Origin of the sequence: Streptomyces sp. NBC_01390, assembly GCF_045040105.1 — a bacterium.
GTDB lineage: Bacteria > Actinomycetota > Actinomycetes > Streptomycetales > Streptomycetaceae > Streptomyces.
Map to the genome: position 1 here is coordinate 2354862 of NZ_CP109551.1, position 18063 is coordinate 2372924.

The 18063-nt window shown below is 71.5% G+C and carries 14 protein-coding genes; 3 read left to right on the top strand and 11 right to left on the bottom strand.

The window, feature by feature from the left end:
• Positions 1-9 precede the first annotated feature (9 nt).
• The 3 genes from OG241_RS10580 to OG241_RS10590 all read right to left on the bottom strand — a co-directional run bounded on the left by OG241_RS10580 (position 10) and on the right by OG241_RS10590 (position 2510).
• A complete protein-coding gene (locus OG241_RS10580; RefSeq protein ID WP_405814967.1) occupies positions 10-462 on the bottom strand; it encodes an Lrp/AsnC family transcriptional regulator in 453 nt (150 codons plus the stop codon).
• 7 nt (positions 463-469) lie between these two features.
• Positions 470-1912 carry a GuaB1 family IMP dehydrogenase-related protein gene (locus OG241_RS10585; protein ID WP_405814968.1) on the bottom strand — a complete coding sequence of 481 codons (1443 nt, stop codon included), beginning with the start codon at positions 1910-1912 and terminating at the stop codon, positions 470-472.
• 181 nt (positions 1913-2093) lie between these two features.
• Entirely contained in the window at positions 2094-2510 is a 417-nt protein-coding gene (locus tag OG241_RS10590; RefSeq protein WP_405814970.1) for a barstar family protein, read from the bottom strand.
• Positions 2511-2678: 168 nt separating this feature from the next.
• Here OG241_RS10590 and OG241_RS10595 point away from each other — a divergent pair, with 168 nt between their 5' ends.
• Positions 2679-4922: an MMPL family transporter gene (locus OG241_RS10595; RefSeq protein WP_405814971.1), complete on the top strand. Its 2244-nt coding sequence runs from the start codon at positions 2679-2681 to the stop codon at positions 4920-4922.
• 114 nt (positions 4923-5036) lie between these two features.
• Here the strand turns inward: OG241_RS10595 and OG241_RS10600 are convergent, their stop codons facing one another.
• Together OG241_RS10600 and rpe are read right to left on the bottom strand one after the other, a co-directional pair.
• Positions 5037-6080, bottom strand: coding sequence for a sugar-binding transcriptional regulator (locus OG241_RS10600; RefSeq protein WP_405814972.1), 1044 nt, complete (start codon positions 6078-6080; stop codon positions 5037-5039).
• 93 nt (positions 6081-6173) lie between these two features.
• A complete protein-coding gene (gene rpe, locus OG241_RS10605) occupies positions 6174-6860 on the bottom strand; it encodes a ribulose-phosphate 3-epimerase (RefSeq protein ID WP_405814973.1) in 687 nt (228 codons plus the stop codon).
• A 158-nt stretch (positions 6861-7018) separates the two neighbouring features.
• Here rpe and OG241_RS10610 point away from each other — a divergent pair, with 158 nt between their 5' ends.
• Positions 7019-9169, top strand: coding sequence for an MMPL family transporter (locus OG241_RS10610; protein ID WP_405814974.1), 2151 nt, complete (start codon positions 7019-7021; stop codon positions 9167-9169).
• Here OG241_RS10610 and OG241_RS10615 read toward each other — a convergent pair.
• Both OG241_RS10615 and fmt read right to left on the bottom strand, forming a co-directional pair.
• Positions 9150-10568, bottom strand: coding sequence for an RsmB/NOP family class I SAM-dependent RNA methyltransferase (locus tag OG241_RS10615; RefSeq protein ID WP_405814975.1), 1419 nt, complete (start codon positions 10566-10568; stop codon positions 9150-9152). The genes OG241_RS10610 and OG241_RS10615 overlap by 20 nt on opposite strands.
• A 107-nt stretch (positions 10569-10675) precedes the next feature.
• On the bottom strand, positions 10676-11608 hold the full coding sequence (fmt, locus tag OG241_RS10620) for a methionyl-tRNA formyltransferase (protein ID WP_405814976.1): 933 nt from the start codon (positions 11606-11608) through the stop codon (positions 10676-10678).
• A gap of 219 nt (positions 11609-11827) precedes the next feature.
• Here fmt and OG241_RS10625 point away from each other — a divergent pair, with 219 nt between their 5' ends.
• On the top strand, positions 11828-12388 hold the full coding sequence (locus OG241_RS10625; protein ID WP_405814977.1) for a hypothetical protein: 561 nt from the start codon (positions 11828-11830) through the stop codon (positions 12386-12388).
• Positions 12389-12531: 143 nt separating this feature from the next.
• Here the strand turns inward: OG241_RS10625 and OG241_RS10630 are convergent, their stop codons facing one another.
• The 4 genes from OG241_RS10630 to rpoZ all read right to left on the bottom strand — a co-directional run bounded on the left by OG241_RS10630 (position 12532) and on the right by rpoZ (position 18027).
• On the bottom strand, positions 12532-14715 hold the full coding sequence (locus OG241_RS10630; protein ID WP_405814978.1) for a primosomal protein N': 2184 nt from the start codon (positions 14713-14715) through the stop codon (positions 12532-12534).
• Positions 14716-14972: 257 nt separating this feature from the next.
• Positions 14973-16181 carry a methionine adenosyltransferase gene (gene metK / locus OG241_RS10635; RefSeq protein ID WP_319093965.1) on the bottom strand — a complete coding sequence of 403 codons (1209 nt, stop codon included), beginning with the start codon at positions 16179-16181 and terminating at the stop codon, positions 14973-14975.
• Positions 16182-16431: 250 nt separating this feature from the next.
• On the bottom strand, positions 16432-17634 hold the full coding sequence (coaBC, locus tag OG241_RS10640) for a bifunctional phosphopantothenoylcysteine decarboxylase/phosphopantothenate--cysteine ligase CoaBC (protein WP_405814979.1): 1203 nt from the start codon (positions 17632-17634) through the stop codon (positions 16432-16434).
• Positions 17635-17754: 120 nt separating this feature from the next.
• Complete coding sequence (rpoZ, locus tag OG241_RS10645; RefSeq protein WP_006382157.1) at positions 17755-18027, bottom strand: DNA-directed RNA polymerase subunit omega; 273 nt, start codon at positions 18025-18027, stop codon at positions 17755-17757.
• Between the last annotated feature and the right edge of the window lie 36 nt (positions 18028-18063).

Sequence of the window (18063 nt, forward strand, 5' to 3'; positions counted from 1 at the left end):
GCAGGCCCCCTACGTAGGCGACCCCGCAGAAAACCTCCGCAACAACGGCGACAGCACCAGCACGGACTTCGTCCGCTCGACAAACGGCTCCCCGGCAATCCGCTCCAGTACCCGCTCGAAGTGCCGCATGTCAGAGGCGAACACCTGCACCACCGCATCCGCCTCCCCGGTGACGGTAGACGCGGCCACCACCTCCTGGTACCGCTCCAGCCCCCGCCGAATCGTCTCCGGCGAGGTGTTCCGCCGGCAGTAGATCTCGACGAACCCCTCCGTCTCCCACCCGAGCGCCGCCGGATCCACCCGCACGGTGAATCCGGTGATCGCCCCACTGTCCCGCAACCGGTCCACGCGCCGCTTCACCGCCGGCGCGGACAGCCCGACCAGCTGCCCGATGTCCGCAAAGGAGCGGCGCGCGTCCTCGGCGAGGGCGCGCACGATCCGTTCGTCGAGATCGTTCAGCACGGCTCCGTCAGCTCCAGCTGGCGTGGAGCGGCTTGCCCTCCGCGTAGCCGGCCGCGCTCTGGACGCCCACGATCGCCTTCTGGGCGAACTCCTCAAGGGAATTGGCACCGGCATAGGTGCAGGAGGACCGGACACCGGCGATGATCGAGTCGATCAGGTCCTCGACGCCCGGACGGGCCGGGTCGAGGAACATCCGGGACGTCGAGATGCCCTCCTCGAACAGCGCCTTGCGGGCCCGGTCGTACGCCGACTCCTCCGACGTACGGTTGCGCACCGCACGCGCCGACGCCATGCCGAACGACTCCTTGTAGAGGTGCCCGGCGGCGTCCTGCTGGAGGTCGCCCGGGGACTCGTAGGTCCCCGCGAACCAGGAGCCGACCATCACGTTGGACGCACCGGCGGCCAGCGCCATCGCGACGTCGCGGGGGTGGCGTACCCCGCCGTCCGCCCACACGTGCTTGCCGTACTTCTTCGCCTCGGCCGCACACTCCAGGACCGCCGAGAACTGCGGCCGGCCCACGCCCGTCATCATGCGGGTGGTGCACATGGCGCCCGGTCCGACGCCGACCTTGATGATGTCGGCGCCCGCCTCGATCAGGTCCTTGACGCCCTCGGCGGCCACGATGTTGCCAGCGACGATCGGGACGTGCGGGTCGAGGTCGCGGACCAGCTTGACGGCACTGAGCATCGACTCCTGGTGACCGTGCGCGGTGTCGATGACGAGCGTGTCGACGCCCGCGTCGAGCAGTTGCTGCGCCTTTCCGGCCACATCGCCGTTGATGCCGACGGCGGCGGCGATCCGCAGCTTCCCGTTCACATCCGTGGCCGGCGTGTAGAGGGTGGCACGCAGGGCGCCCTTGCGGGTGAGGATGCCGGCCAGCTTGCCGTCGGAGTCGACGGCGGGCGCGTACCGGCGGTTGGCGCCGTCGAGGCGGTTGAAGGCCTCGCCCGGGTCGATACCGGCGTCGAGGAGCAGCAGGTCCTTCGACATGACCTCGGAGAGCTGGGTGAAGCGGTCCACACCGGACAGGTCGGCGTCGGTGACCACGCCGACCGGCCGCTGCTCGGCGTCGACGACCACTCCCGCGTTGTGCGCCCGCTTGGGCAGCAGGGCGAGCGCGTCGGCGACGGTCTGGTGGGGGGCGAGCACGATCGGCGTGTCGAGCACGAGGTGACGGCTCTTGACCCAGGAGACGACGTCGGTGACGACCTCGATCGGGATGTCCTGCGGGATGACGACCAGCCCGCCGCGCCGCGCGACCGTCTCGGCCATCCGACGGCCCGCGATGGCGGTCATGTTGGCGACGACCAGCGGGATCGTCGTACCCGTGCCGTCCGGGGAGCTGAGGTCGACGGCCTGCCGGGAACCCACGGCGGAACGGCTCGGGACCATGAAGACGTCGTCGTACGTCAGGTCGTACGGAGGCTGGATGTCATTGAGGAAACGCACGTGCTGCACATCCCGGTCGATCAGAGGTGGCCCCCGGACAGGACAGCCAGGGGGAAGAGCACGTACCTCATTGTCCCATGCCCGTGACCTGAAACCGCCTGGTCGAATCGTCCAGACGGATCGCGGAGCGGCTCGTGTCATCCTCCGACGGACCACCACCGCGCCCGACGGCGGCGCGGGCTCAGGCGAGCACCATCACCACCGCCAGCCCCGTCTCCGTCTCCCGCCAGCTCGCGGCGGCGTCGGCGAAGATCTCCTGGAGGGTGTTCCACTCCTCCGGCCGAGCCGCCGCGTACGCCTGCCAGTTCCGGACGAGCAGGAGCCGGCCACGGCTCGCGGGCCACCATTCCAGGTCGCCCAGGCAGTCCGCCAGGGCATCCCAGTTCGCGCCGAACCGGTCCGGGAACCGCATGACCGTGGCGCAGGCCGTCATCAGCCCGGTCTTGTCCGAGACGCCGGTGAGATCGAGGTCGGCCACCTCCCAGCCGGCCGCGCGGGCGCCTTCGAGCGCGCGCTGGGCCGGCAGGGCTGCGGGCCAGGACAGGACACCGGCGGGCGCACTGCCCGCGAACACCGGGGCGAGCGGGTGGTCGGTCATCTCAGTACCGCCGGGAGGAGTCGCGAAGGGGCGAAGTGATCATCGCTGTAGTAGATCCCACCGGCCGCCCCATGACAACGAGGACCCGGGCGACAGCCTCCCAACAGGACACGTTGATCAGCGGGTCGTTCAATGAAGATGACCGGCAGTCTCCGGCGGGAGCAACGCATGTCATCGTCGACAGCAAAGCCAGTACCAGCACCGGGGGAACACAAGGACCCGCGCGGGAGACTGCGCCGACTGGGCGAGTGGTGTGCCCGGCACTTCGTGATCGTCATCGTGGGCTGGCTGATCGCGCTCGCCGCGCTCCAGGTGCTCAACCGTTCCTTCGGCGGCGAGTACTCCGACAACTTCTCGCTGCCCGGAGTCCAGTCGCAGCAGGGACTCGACGTACTGAGGAAGCACGACCCGGCGGCCGGCGGCTACGGCAGCCAGATCGTGCTGCGGGACTCGTCGAAGCCGCTGACCGACGCCTCCACGCAGATGTCCCAGACGGTCGCCGACCTGCAGAAACTCCCGCACGTCCTGTCCGTCCAGAACCCGCTGCCCCCGCCCGGCTCACAGCCCGTCGGCAAGCAGACCGTCGGCCCGCTCTCCAGCGACGCGAAGACCGCCTACATCACCGTCCGCTTCGACGTCCAGCCGTCCACCCTCGGCGACGGCTATCTCGACGGCGTGGACAGCTCTGTGAAGCCGCTGCGGGCGGCCGGAGTGCGGGTCGAGTACGGCGGACCGCTGGGCGAGCTGGCCCGGCCCGCCGCCGACGACCGGGTCAGTGAGCTGATCGGGTTCGCGGTGGCGATCGTCGTCCTGCTGGTCGGCTTCGGCAGCGTGCTCGCCGCCGGCATCCCCCTGCTGACCGCGCTGATCAGCGTGATCGGCGGACTGGCCTGCCTTGGACTCCTGGCGGCGGCGTTCACCTTCGCCACCGTCTCCCCCACCCTGGCCACGATGATCGGCCTCGGCGTGGGCATCGACTACGCGCTGTTCCTGATCACCCGGCACCGGCAGAACCTCATGGACGGCGCCGATCCGGTCCGGGCGGCGGGCCGGGCCACCGCCACCAGCGGACGCGCCGTCCTGGTCTCCGGCTGCACGGTGATCGTCGCGCTCGCCGGGCTGTCCGTCTCCGGGGTCGGCTTCATCGGCAAACTCGGCGTGGCCGCCGCCGTGACGGTGGTCTCCGCGGTCGTGGGCGCCCTCACGCTGGTGCCGGCCCTGCTGGGGCTCATCGGCCACCGTATCGACCGCTACCGGGTACGCCGCCCGATCGCCGAGGCCGGGGACGACGCCGCCGAGGGACAGGGCACCTGGCACCGCTACGCGCAGCGGGTCGAGCGGCGCCCCTGGTGGTTCCTGGCCGGCGGGGTCCTCACGGTGCTGGTGCTGGCGATCCCGGTGGCGTCCATCCAGCTCGGCCACATCGGGGACGGCGCCGATCCGACGTCGTTCACGGACCGGCGGGCGTACGACATCATGGCCGAGTCGTTCGGGCCCGGCTCCAACGGCCCCCTGACCGTCGTCATCGACCAGACGAAGGTGCCCTCCGACCAGCGCTCCGCGCTCGCCTCGAAGGCGTCCAAGGCGCTGACGGACGTACCGGGCGCGGCCACCGCCACCCCGCTCAAGGCGACCAAGGACGGGGACGTCCTGATCGGCACGGTCTACTCCAAGGCGTCGCCGCAGAGCGAGACGACCACGGACCTGACGAACCGCCTGGTCGACGACACCCTGCCCGAGGCCGTCTCCGGAACGGCGGCGCACGGCTATGTGACCGGCACGACGGCCGCCCAGGTCGACTTCCGTGACATCGTCGCGAGCCGCCTCCCGCTGATCATCGGCGTGGTCGTCGCCCTCGCCTTCCTGATCATCCTGGCCGTCTTCCGGGGCCTGCTGGTGGCGCTGAAGGCGGCCGTCCTCAACGTCCTGTCGATCGCGGCCTCGTACGGCGTCGTCGTGGCTGTCTTCCAGTGGGGCTGGGGCGGGCCCGCACTGGGTGTGCACGGCAAGGTTCCCATCGAAAGCTACGTACCGATGATGATGTTCGCGATCATCTTCGGGCTCAGCATGGACTACGAGATCTTCCTGCTCTCCCGTGTCCACGAGGCCTGGCTGCGCACCGGCGACGCACGGGCGTCCGTGGCCCACGCCCTGGAGATCACCGCCCGGGTGATCACCTGCGCGGCCCTGATCATGGTGAGTGTCTTCGCCGCGTTCGTCGTGAGCGACAACGTGGTGGTGAAGATGCTCGGCCTGGGCCTGGCCGTGAGTGTGCTCATCGACGCGACTGTCGTACGGCTGCTGCTGGTGCCGGCGGTCATGACGCTGCTCGGCTCGCACGCCTGGTGGACGCCCGCCTGGCTCGACCGGATACTGCCGCACGTCGACGCGGAGGGCGAGGAGCACGACTGAGGACCGCGAAGTCCCCGAGCCAGTCCCCGAGCGCGTCCCCACGAACCCCCGCGAACAGAGCGTGAAGACAACGATGCCCGGGCCCCCGAAGGGAACCCGGGCACCGGCAGGTCGTCAGATCCCGTCCGGGTCCGCCCTGTTGAGCGCCGGCTTCGGCGTCGGGCCCGCCGTCATCAGGTAGTCCGCCGCCGAGGTGTCCGTGACCAGGCTGGTGACCAGCCCGGACCGCAGCACCGCGTCGATCGCCGCGGCCTTGCGCTGTCCGCCCGCGATCGCGACGACCTCGGGAACCCGGCGCAGCTGGTCCGTCTTGACGGTGATGCACCGCTCGCCGAGGTCACGGCCGACCCTGCGCCCCTCGGCGTCGAAGAGGTGCGCGGACATCTCGGCGGCGACACCCAGGGACGCGTAGTGGCTGCGTTCCTCGTCGCTGAGCATGTCGTGCACCGTCGAGATACCGGCCTCCCAGGAGCCGATGGAGACGCAGGCGACCGTGACCTTGTCGAAGTACTCGAAGGCCCGCGCGATCCCGGTCTGGCTGCGCAGCGCGGCGGCGGTCGCCGCGTCCGGCAGCAGCATCGGGGCGTAGATGGGGTGGGCGTCGCCGCCGGACACCTGGGCCGCGCGGCGCACCGCCTCGACGGAGCCGCGCTCGGCGGTTCCGGCGTCGTACACCCCCGTCAACTGGACCACCGTGCAGGGCGGCAGCCGGTCGAGGGCCGCCGCCATGTGGATGGTCGACCGGCCCCAGGCGAGGCCCAGCACATCACCTTCGTTCACCAGTTCGCCGAGCAGATCGGCGGCCACCTCACCGAGGTTCTCGGGATCGGGCGACTCCTCCGCATCGGCCGGGGACTCGACCACGACCGCGTGCCTGAGGCCGTACCGGGCGCGCAGCGCGTCCGAGCGCTCGGCGTCCAGTTCGGCCGGGACACGGATCTCGATCCGCACCAGATCCCGTTCGAGAGCGGTCTCCAGAACCCGGGCCACCTTGAAGCGGCTCACGCCGAACTCCTCGGCGATCTGGATCTTGGACTTGCCCTCAAGGTAGAAACGGCGGGCCATGGCCGCCGCCTGCACCAGCTCAGCGGGTCCCATCCGCATGGCTGACCGGCCCGCCGACATACCCGACACGACGATCTCCTCACTGCTTTTCACATCGCTGCTGTTCACATTCTGGATTCGTCGTTCATCCTGTCAGATCCCGAGTGCATGATCTGCCCAGAAGTACGTCGTTCACGTTCCCTTGGCTCAGTGGCCGCACGCCCAGGACGCACCGGCGGTCGCCGTCGCCGCCTGGGTGCGCAGTGCACGTACCGCCTCGGCCGGGTCCGCGGCGCCGTAGACCGCCGATCCGGCGACGAAGACATCGGCGCCGGCCTCGGCGCAGCGCTCGATGGTGGAGGCGGAGACGCCCCCGTCGACCTGCAGCCACAGCTCAAGGCCGTGCTTGCTGATCAACTCGCGGGTGCGGCGAATCTTGGGGAGCATGATGTCGAGAAACGCCTGGCCGCCGAAACCCGGCTCGACCGTCATGATCAGCAACATGTCGAGTTCGGGCAGCAGGTCCTCGTAGGGCTCGATCGGGGTCGCGGGCTTGAGGGCCATGGAGGCCCGAGCGCCCTTCGCCCGGATCTCGCGGGCGAGCCGCACCGGAGCGGCGGCGGCCTCGACGTGGAAGGTGACGGAACCCGCCCCCGCTTCCACGTACTGCGGCGCCCATCGATCGGGGTCCTCGATCATCAGGTGGCAGTCCAGCGGGGTGTCCGTCGCCCGGGCGAGGGACTCTACGACCGGCACACCGAGCGTGAGGTTCGGTACGAAATGGTTGTCCATCACATCGACGTGAAGCCAGTCGGCCCCTTCTACCGCCTTCGCCTCCTCGGCGAGTCGGGCGAAGTCGGCGGACAGGATACTGGGGTTGATCTGCGCGGCCATGCCCCCAGACTGCCATGCCCTCCGGGGGTTGTGCGTGCGGGTCCGCTCGGGCAAGGGTTGTGCGAAGGCTGCGGGTGGGTCGGGGCTTGTCGCGCCCACGCGGCGGAGCCGCGAATGTCACAGCCCCGCGCCCCTGGGTGGGAGCAGACGAGGTGGGTATGAACGGTCACCGTGGGATCGCGTACCTCGTCTGTGGGCGGCGGGCCAAGTGGCTGGTGCTGGGCCTGTGGCTGGTGCTGCTCGTGCTGGTGGGGCCCTTCGCGCAGAAGCTCACCGATGCGCAGGACAACGACGCCGCCTCCTGGCTGCCGGGGTCCGCCGAATCCACCCAGGTCCTGCATCTCTCCGAGGACTTCAGGCCCGAGCAGATCCCCGCGATCGTCGTCTACGCGCGCGGGAGCGGCCTCACGGCAGCGGACCGGGCCCGGATCACCGAGGCCAGGGCCGACATCGAGAAACTGCGTGATCACGGCATCCGGGGCGCGGAGACCCGGGGCCCGGTGTTCGACCGCGCCGCCGATCCGCGGGCCGCGCAGATTCTCGTACCCATCACGATGGACGAGAAGGGCTGGGAGCGGATCGCGCCCGCCGTCGACTCCATCCGGGCCGCCGCCGAACCCGGCGCGGCCGGGATGGCCGTGCACATCACCGGCCCGGGCGGCACGTCGGCGGACTTCTCCAAGGCCTTCGAGGGCATCGACTCCACGCTGCTCGTCTCGGCGATGGGCGTCGTCATCGTGATGCTGCTGCTCACCTATCGCAGCCCCACCCTGATTCTTGTCCCCCTGCTGGGTGTGGTCGCGGCCCTGTTCACCGCGCAGGCGCTGATCTACTTCCTGGCCCGGCACGCGGGCCTGACGGTGAACGGCCAGAGCGCGGGCATTCTCACCGTGCTGGTGTTCGGCGCGGGGACGGACTACGCCCTGCTCCTGGTCGCCCGCTACCGGGAGGAGCTGCGCCGCCACGAGGACCGCCACGAGGCGATGGCGCTCGCTCTGCACCGCGCGGGCCCCGCCGTCATCGCGTCCGGCGCGACGGTCGTGCTCGGCATGCTGGTGCTGCTGGCCGCCGAGATGAACTCGACCAGCGGTCTGGGCCCGGTGGCGGCGATCGGTGTGGCGGTGGCCCTGCTGGCCATGACGACGCTCTTCCCCGCCCTGCTGGTGATCTGCGGACGGTGGATCTTCTGGCCGGTGATCCCGCACAAGGACTCGCCCGACCCGACGGAACGTGGTGTGTGGGCGCGGATGGGCCGGGGCATCGCCGTCCGCCCCCGCATGATCTGGGGCATCACGGCGGCGGCCCTGATCGCGTGCTCGTTCGGCCTGATGCAGCTGCGCGCCGCGGGCCTGAGCAACGCGGACGCGTTCACCGACAAGCCGGACTCGATCGTCGGCCAGGAGGTGTCCGCACGCTACTTCGCGGCGGGCAGCGGCGATCCGCTCGTCGTCATCAGCAACCAGGCACAGGCCCGGCAGGTCGGCCGGGCGGTCGCAGAGACGCGTGGTGTGGTGCCCACGTCCCTCGGCCTGCCACCGGGCACGAAGCCCTCCTTCGAGGGCAAGGTGCTGTTCGAGGCCACGATGACCGCCCGCGCGGACAGCGAGGCCGCGAAACAGACCGTGGAGCGGGTACGGGACGCCGTGCACGCGGTGCCGGACGCGGACGCCCGGGTGGGCGGCGGTACGGCGGCCCTGCTGGACATGGACAGGGCAACGACGCACGACAACCTGCTGATCATCCCGCTCGTCCTGGCGATGGTCCTGCTGATCCTCTGCGCCCTGCTGCGCGCCCTCGTCGCCCCGCTGCTGCTGATCGGCACGGTGGTGCTGTCGTTCGCGGCGGCACTGGGTATCAGCGCCCTCGCCTTCCGCCACCTGTTCGACTACGCGGGCGAGTCGACGGACTTCCCGCTCTTCGTCTTCGTGTTCCTGGTGGCGCTGGGCATCGACTACAACATCTTCCTGACCACCCGGATCCGCGAGGAGGCGGCCCGCCAGGGCACCCGCAAGGGCGTGGTGACGGGCCTGGCGACGACGGGCGCGGTCATCACCTCGGCGGGCCTGGTCCTGGCCGGCACGTTCGCGGCCCTGGGCACGCTGCCCATGGTGGCGTTCGCGGAGATCGGCTTCGCGGTGGCCCTGGGCGTGCTTCTGGACACGTTCGTGGTCCGGTCGGTGCTGGTTCCGTCCCTGTTCCTGGACGTCGGCCCGAAGGTGTGGTGGCCCCACCGCCTCGCCCGGGAGGACGTCGGGACCACGGCCCCGGATCCGTCCCCCGCCCCGGAGGTCAACCGGTCCGGCGGATGAGTGCCAGGTACATGGCGTCTGTCCCGTGCAGATGCGGCCACAGCTGTACGTCGGGACCGTCACCGAGGTCGGTCACGCCCTCGAACAGCGGCCGGGCGTCGACGAGTTCGGTCTGCGGACGCTGCTTGAGCACGTCGTCGACAACCGCCCGGGTCTCGGCGAGGTGCGGTGAGCAGGTGGCGTAGCCGACGATTCCGCCGACCCGGACCGACTCCAGGGCGGTGGTCAGCAGCGCTCGCTGGAGCGGCGCGAAACCCTCCAGATCCTCCGGGCGTCGCCGCCAGCGCGCCTCGGGACGCCTGCGCAGCGCCCCGAGCCCGGTGCACGGCACGTCCATCAGCACCCGGTCGAAACTGCCGGCCCGCCACGGCGGCCGGGTCCCGTCCCCGACGACCACCTGGTAGGGGCCGGGATTGCCGGCCAGCGCCTTCGCGACCAGCCCGGCCCGGTGCGGCTGCTTCTCGGAGGCGACCAGCAGCGCACCCCGCTGCGCGGCGAGAGCGGCGAGCAGCGCCGCCTTGCCGCCGGGCCCGGCACACCCGTCGAGCCAGGCCTTGTCGGGCCCGTCGACCGGCGCATTGGCCAGGGCGATTGCGACGAGCTGACTGCCCTCGTCCTGCACGCCCGCGCGCCCGTCCCGCACGGCCTCGATGGCCCCGGGTTCCCCGCCTTCGGCGAGCCGCACGGCGTACGGTGACCAGCGCCCCGGTACCGCGGCCTCCTCGCCGAGCAACTCCTCGGTGGTGCCCCGCCCGGGCCGGGCGACCAGGGTGACCTCGGGCCGCTCGTTGTCGGCGGCGAGCAGCTCCTCGATCCCGGCGCGGCCCCCTCCCAGCGAATCCCACAGCGCGGAGACGACCCACCGGGGATGCGAGTGCACGACGGCGAGATGGTCCTCGGGATCGTCGTCGTACGGCGGCGCGACCCGCTCGATCCAGGCGTCCAGATCATGCTGGGCGACCTTGCGCAGCACGGCGTTCACGAACTTGGCCCGTCCGTCGCCGAGTACGACCCGGGCCAGTTCGACGGAGGCAGACACGGCGGCGTGCGTCGGGATGCGTGTCCCGAGCAGCTGGTGCACGCCAAGACTCAGCACATCGAGCACCGGCGGATCGACCTCGCGCAGCGGCCGGTCGACACACGCCCCGATGACGGCGTCGTAGGTCCCTTGCCGCCGCAGCGTCCCGTACACCAGCTCGGTGGCGAGAGCCGCGTCCCGCCCGTCGAAGTCCCCCTTCGCGCGGGCCGCACGAAGAAGCGGCGGCAGCACCAGATTGGCGTACGCGTCCCGCTCGTCCACCGCTCGCAGCGCCTCGAAGGCGAGGATGCGGACGGGGTCCTTCTGGGGCCGACGGTAGGGCTTGCCGGACTTGTGGGGCCGACGAGGCTGCTCGCTCACGAAAAAGGTGCTCCGGATATGGGAAAAGGGGTGTGGTTTCCAGCGTACGTCGTGTCCGGCCGGCCCGAATCTCCCGGTGCCGCCGCGGACACGGACCGGGAGAGGACTCAGGCCCCGAGCACCTCGCCGTCGGCGATCCGCACCCCGCGCGCCCAGTCGGCGGCGCGCATCGGCTTCTTCCCCTGCGCCTGCACCCACAGCAGCTCGACGGCGTACGACCCGGTGCCCACGTACACGTTGTTCTTGCCGACGGAGAGCACTCCGGGAGCGAGATCGGTGCGCTCGGGCACGGGCGTGACATGGATGAGCTTGAGCCGCTCGCCCCGGAACACGGTCCAGGCACCGGGTGCGGGGGTGCAGCCGCGCACGACGCGGTCGGCCCGCAGGGCGGGCACGGACCAGTCGACGTGGGCGTCCTCGACGCTGATCTTCGGCGCGAGGGTGATGCCGTCGGCGGGCTGCGGTACGGCCTTCAGGGTGCCGTCCTCGATGCCGTCCATGGTCGCGGCCAGCAGCCCGGAGCCGGCGAAGGCGAGCCGCGTCAGCAGGTCGCCGCTGGTGTCGGTGGGCCGGATCGTCTCGGTCACCGTGCCGTAGACGGGGCCGGAGTCGAGGCCCTCCTCGATGAGGAAGGTGGAGGCGCCGGTGATCTCGTCGCCGGCCATGATCGAGTGCTGCACGGGCGCGGCACCACGCCAGGCGGGCAGCAGCGAGAAGTGCAGGTTGACCCAGCCGTGCGCCGGGATGTCGAGGGCGACGCGGGGCAGCAGGGCCCCGTACGCGACGACGGGACAGCAGTCGGGCCCGATCTCCCGGAGCCGCGCGAGGAACTCCTCGTCCCTGGGCCTGGCGGGCTTCAGCACCTCGATCCCGGCCTCCTCGGCCCGCTGGGCCACGGGACTGGCGACCAGCCTGCGTCCCCGCCCGGCGGGCGCGTCGGGCCGCGTGACGACGGCGACCACCTCGTGCCGTCCGGATCCGATCAGGGCGTCCAGGGCGGGAACGGCGACCTCGGGAGTACCAGCAAAAACAAGCCTCATGGGTGGGCGGGGGCCTCTCGAACGGGATTCTGCGGCAGCGCACCAGTCTATGACCGACCGCACTCCAGGGGGCGTACGCATATGCCCCTACGCCCCCGCACCGTGACCAGTCACGCAAAATCGCGTTGGTCAAGAAAGAGTTGACCACAAGGGTTGACCACAACGAGCCGCACATCGCGCGGCCCGATCCCTTTCAACGCCGGTTCGAGAGGCTTGTTCATGGCCGACCACGCAACCCACGACGCCCAGGCTCGGGCCAGCCTGCACTTGCTGGTGCGGGACATCGAGCGGGTCCGCCGGCAGGTGGACGCACTGCGCACCCTCACCGCCCAGTTGGGCAACGTCTACCGCCCGCGCCGCTCCGGCCCGTCCACGGGCTTCGTCGTCTACGGGCGTGCCCCCGCCCCGACCGTCCGTCTCGCCCAGGAACTGCGGGACAGCGTCGAAACCCTGGTCACGGCCGCCGTGGACTTCGACCGCTCACTCGGCTTCTCGTGGGACGCGGTGGGCTCGGCGCTCGGGGTCACCAAGCAGGCCGTCCACCGCCGTTACGGCGCCCGCCGCGCCGCGGCCCAGGCGGCCGCCGACGCCGAGCGCGCCACGGAGACCTCGACGTCCCGAGCGGTGGGTGTCGGGACGGTCAGCGGGGTCGGCACCGGCATGCCCGCGGTGCCGACGGTCCCCGCAGCCCGCTCGATGCCGACCCAGCCGACGGCAGGCAGCCCGACCTTGCGCGACGAGGTACGCCCGACAGCTTTCCCGGGCCCGCGAAACGGCTGACCCGAACCACCACCCCCACCCCCTGCCGCTGCCCTCCCGACCGCACCCGGGAGGGCAGTCGCATGCCGGGATCGCAGGCCTTTCGGGGGCGCGGGGAACCGCGCGACAAGCCCCCACCGGCCCGCCGCCGAAGAAACCGCCCCTCACCCGATGTCGGGCGGATCGATCCGCACCCACACGCCTTCCTCCCCGCCCCGCCCCGCCCGAGCCATCCGCGCGGCCTGGGCCGCCTTCAGCGCGGCGGCCAGCGCGGCCCCGCTGCCCGGCGGGACCCGGACCAAGGCCCGCTCCCACTGCTCCCCGGGCGGCGGCGCCCCCGTCCGCCGGGGCCGCCCCGCCGCCGTGACCGGCAACGGCACCGGCCCCAACACCTCCGCGTCTCCAGGGAGTTCGGCCCCGGCGAGGAACCCGGCGACGGCCTCCGCGGTCCCGGCCACGGACGCCATCCGGGACACCGGCGGAAACCCCAGCTCGGCGCGCTCCGCGAGCTCCCGCACGGCATGCCCGACGGGATCCCACCGCACCAGCGCCTGCACCGGCCGCAGGGTGGGCTCGGCGACCACAACGACCGTCCCCCCTGGCGCCCCCTCCCCCCGCACGCCCTGCCCCCGGACCAGCGCCGCAGCCGCCATCCACCGCCGCAGTGCGTCCTCCCCGGCCCGCAGGTCGGGCCGCCCGAGCATGGCCCAGCCGTCCAGCAGCAGGGCAGCCGCATACCCGCCGTCGGCGACGGGCTCGGCGCCGGGCGTGCTGACAACGAGCGCGGGTGTCCCCGGCACCGTGTCCAGCACATGCTCACGCCCGGACGTCCGCACCGGCACGGCCGGAAACGCCCGACCCAGTTCCTCGGCGGTCCGCCGCGCGCCGACGACCTGCGCCCGCAGCCGGAATCCCCCGCACTCCGGGCAGTGCCAGCCGGGCTCCTCCCGCCCGCACCACGCGCACCACGGCGCCCCGGCGTCCCGCGCCTCCAGCGGCCCGACGCAGTGCCGGCACCGAGCGGGTTCCCGGCACCTGGCGCAGGCCAGCCGCGGTACGTAGCCCCGCCGGGGCACCTGCACCAGCACCGGCCCGTGCTTCAGCCCCTCCCGTACCGCCTGCCAGGCGAGGGTCGGCAGCCGGGCCGCCCGGGCGGCCTCGTCCCGCGCGAAATCCCCGTCGCCCACCGTCCGTACGAGCGGGGCGGCCCCCCGCACCTGATCCCGCCCGGCGACCAGCGGCCGGGCCCAGCCGCTCTCGACCAGCTGCGCGGCCTCCACCGTGCAGCTCCAACTCCCCAGCAGAAAGGCGCACTTGTCCTGCGCGGCCCGCAGCAGCAGCACCTCGCGGGCATGTGGCTGCGGGGCATGCGGCTCACTGTGGCTGTCGTCGCCGTCGTCCCAGATCGCGACCAGCCCCAGATCCCGGACGGGCGCGAACATGGCGGCCCGGGTCCCGACCACGGCCCGTACAGCGCCCCGCCGCACGGCGAGCCACTCCCGGTACCGCTTCTCGGGCCCGGCGTCAGCGGTGAGCACCGCGTGCCGCCCCTCCCCCAGCACGGACGTCAGAGCGGCGTCGACGCGCGCGACAGCGCGGCCGTCCGGCACGACCACGAGCGCCCCGCGTCCGGAGGCGAGCGTCGCTCCGACGGCCCGCGCCAGCTCCTCGCTCCACTGCGGGCCGGGCAGGGCGTTCCAGACAGCGCGCGGCGCGCCCCCGGTGGCCAGCGCCTCGAGAAACGCGCCCCCTCGCTCGTATCGCCCCCAGGACCCGGCGTCCGGCACCCCGGCCACCGGCGGAGCCGCCGGGGAGGCCGACTTCTCCGCGCGGGCGTTCCGCGGCGGTACGGCCAGTTGCAGCACGTCGGCGAGGCTTCCCACGTACCGGTCAGCGACAGCCCGAGCCAACGACAGCAGTTGCTCGCTCAGCACGACCTCGGGCGACACGACCTGGGCGAGTGCGGCCAGCGGCCCGGAGTAGTCGGATTCGGCGAGGCGCGCGACGAGGAAACCGTCGATGAGCCCCCCGCCCTCCCGGCGCCCGTCCCGCACCCGATGCCGCCCGGCTCCGAACCTGACCCGGACGCGCACACCGGGCTGAGCCTCGGCGTCGAGTTCTTCGGGCACGGCGTAGTCGAAGTACCGGTCGAGATGCAGCACGCCCTTGTCGACGAGCACCCGCGCGACGGGCAAATCCTCGGCCAGCGCGGCCCCCCGCCAGGTCCGCGGCTTGGCCCGCGGGACCTTGGCTTGACGCACACTCTCCCGAATCAACGCAAGCTGCTCGGGCGGCGCCCCGTCGGCCCCGCGGTCCCCGCCGCTCCCCTGCCCGTTCTCGCTGCTCACCCTTGCATTTTTACCAAACGCCACTGACAACGGGCGCCGCCCCAACTCCCGAGATCAAGTCGGCAGCGGCACGAGATTCCAGATTCACCGCACGCCCGAGGGACGCACTCCACCGAAGTAACCGCGGCCTGCGCACCGGGAGATCATCAGCGTACGAAGAGGCAGACCACCCCGCCAGGCGATTTCCGACCCGGCAAAGCCCGGCGCCCCTGTGGGACACCGGGCCTCGAAAACCGAGCGCGGTCCGGCCGAGGGACTTACAGGCCGGCAGCCTTGCGCAGCGCCTCCACCCGGTCCGTCCGCTCCCACGTGAAGTCGGGCAGTTCACGGCCGAAGTGGCCGTACGCCGCCGTCTGGGCGTAGATCGGGCGCAGCAGGTCGAGGTCGCGGATGATCGCGGCGGGGCGGAGGTCGAAGACCGTCGTGATCGCGGCCTCGATCTTCTCGGCGTCGACCTTGGCCGTGCCGAAGGTCTCCACGAACAGGCCCACCGGCTCGGCCTTGCCGATCGCGTACGCGACCTGGACCTCGCAGCGCGAGGCCAGGCCAGCGGCGACCACGTTCTTCGCGACCCAGCGCATCGCGTAGGCCGCGGAGCGGTCGACCTTGGACGGGTCCTTGCCCGAGAAGGCACCGCCACCGTGGCGGGCCATGCCGCCGTACGTGTCGATGATGATCTTGCGGCCGGTGAGGCCCGCGTCGCCCATCGGGCCGCCGATCTCGAAGCGGCCGGTGGGGTTGACCAGCAGGCGGTAGCCCTCGGTCTCCAGCTTGATGCCGTCGTCGAGGAGAGCCTTCAGCTCCGCCTCCACGACGAACTCGCGGATGTCCGGAGCGAGGAGGGAGTCCAGATCGATGTCGCTCGCGTGCTGCGAGGAGACGACGACCGTGTCCAGGCGGACCGGCTTGTCACCGTCGTACTCGATGGTGACCTGGGTCTTGCCGTCGGGACGCAGGTACGGGATCGTCCCGTTCTTGCGGACCTCGGACAGCCGGCGCGAGAGACGGTGCGCGAGGTGGATCGGGAGCGGCATCAGCTCCGGGGTCTCGTCCGTCGCGTAGCCGAACATCAGGCCCTGGTCGCCGGCGCCCTGCTTGTCGAGCTCGTCCTCATCGCCCTCGACGCGCTGCTCGTACGCCGTGTCCACGCCCTGGGCGATGTCCGGCGACTGTGAGCCGATCGACACCGACACGCCACAGGAGGCGCCGTCGAAGCCCTTCTTCGAGGAGTCGTAGCCGATCTCGAGGATCTTGTCGCGCACCAGTTGCGGGATGGGCGCGTAGGCCTTGGTGGTGACCTCACCGGCCACGTGCACCAGGCCGGTGGTGATCAGCGTCTCGACGGCGACTCGGGACGTGGGGTCTTCGCGCAGAAGCGCGTCGAGAATCGTGTCGCTGATCTGGTCAGCGATCTTGTCGGGGTGACCTTCGGTCACGGACTCCGAGGTGAAAAGGCGACGGGACACAACGCTCCCTGTGGTTGCAGCGGCTGCTGGCTGATCATTGGCGGACGACTCGGGAGCTGCGCCCGGTGCCGTCCGAGAACACTTTATCGGTCACACTCGCCGATCGGCCCCTCCGTCTCGACTCTCGGAAGCGCCGTGACCTGCGGCACAGGCATTCTGCCCAGTCACAGGCGCACTACGCCAGGGTCGCCACGCCCCCGAAGTACGAGGTGGGAGGGGTGTCAGGTGGCTGCCGGGACGGCAGAACCCTTCACTCGAGACGACGGGCGACCAGATCCCACACGATGTCGGCCAACGCCTCCTTCGGCCCGTGCGGCACCTGGGTCTCGCTGCCGTCGGCGCCCAGCACCACCGCCTCGTTCTCCTCGGAACCGAAGGTGCGGCGCTCACCCACCTCGTTGACGACCAGCAGGTCGCATCCCTTGCGTCGCAGCTTCGTACGGCCGTTGGCGAGGACGTCGTCCGTCTCGGCCGCGAAGCCGACGACGACCTGGCCCGTCCGGGCCCGGTCGGCCGAGATCTCCGCGAGAATGTCCGGATTCCGGACCAGGGTGACGGGTTCGGGGTCCTTGCCGTCCTTCTTCTTGATCTTTCCGGCCGCGTAGGCCGCCGGGCGGAAGTCCGCGACCGCGGCGGCCATCACCACGGCGTCGGCGTCCGCGGCCGCCTTCAGGACTGCCTCGCGCAGTTGGACGGCCGTCCCCACGGGCACGACGTCCACGCCCGCCGGGTCCGGCAGGGCGGTGTTCGCGGCGAGCAGCGTGACCCGGGCGCCGCGTGCGGCAGCCGTACGGGCGAGCGCGTAGCCCTGCTTGCCGGAGGAGCGGTTGCCGAGGAAGCGGACCGGGTCGAGGGGCTCGCGGGTGCCGCCGGCGCTGACGACGACGTGCCGCCCGACGAGGTCGGGTTCCGTCACGCCCCGGGCCAGCACCCGGCGGCAGACCTCGAAGATCTCGGCCGGATCGGGCAGGCGCCCCTTGCCCGTGTCGACGCCGGTGAGGCGTCCGACGGCCGGTTCGATGACGAGGGCGCCGCGGCGGCGCAGTGTCGCCACGTTCTCCCGGGTGGCCGGGTGTTCCCACATCTCCGTGTGCATGGCGGGGGCGAAGACGACGGGACACCGGGCGGTGAGGAGGGTGTTGGTGAGCAGGTCGTCGGCGAGGCCGTGGGCCGCCTTCGCGAGCATGTCGGCGGTCGCCGGGGCCACGACGACCAGATCCGCCTGCTGGCCGATGCGGACGTGCGGGACCTCGTGGACGTCGTCCCAGACCTCCGTGGAGACGGGGTGGCCGGAGAGCGCGGACCAGGTCGCGGCGCCGACGAAGTGCAGGGCCGAGGCGGTGGGCACGACACGGACGTCGTGACCCGACTCCGTCAGCCTCCGGAGCAGTTCACAGGCCTTGTACGCGGCGATGCCGCCACTGACCCCCAGTACGACCTTCGGCTTGCCCACCGGGCCTCCCCTGACTCGATACGCGACGCGGCACCTGGCTCGGTACGGGTCTATGACACACCACAGGCCCGACAGTCGCGCTGTCGGGCCTGTGGATAAATCAACCAAAAGTTGAAAATACTACTGCGCGGGGCCCTCAACGGCCTCGGACGTCAGCAGACCCGCGTTGATCTCACGCAGGGCGATCGAGAGCGGCTTCTCGTGGACGTGGGTGTCCACGAGCGGACCGACGTACTCAAGGAGGCCCTCGCCGAGCTGCGAGTAGTACGCGTTGATCTGGCGGGCACGCTTGGCCGCGTAGATCACCAGGCTGTACTTCGAGTCGGTGGCTTCGAGGAGCTCGTCGATCGGAGGGTTGATGATGCCCTCGGGCGTGGAGATGGAAGAGGACACGCTCTGCCTTCCGAAAGGTGGGATGGGATCGAAAAC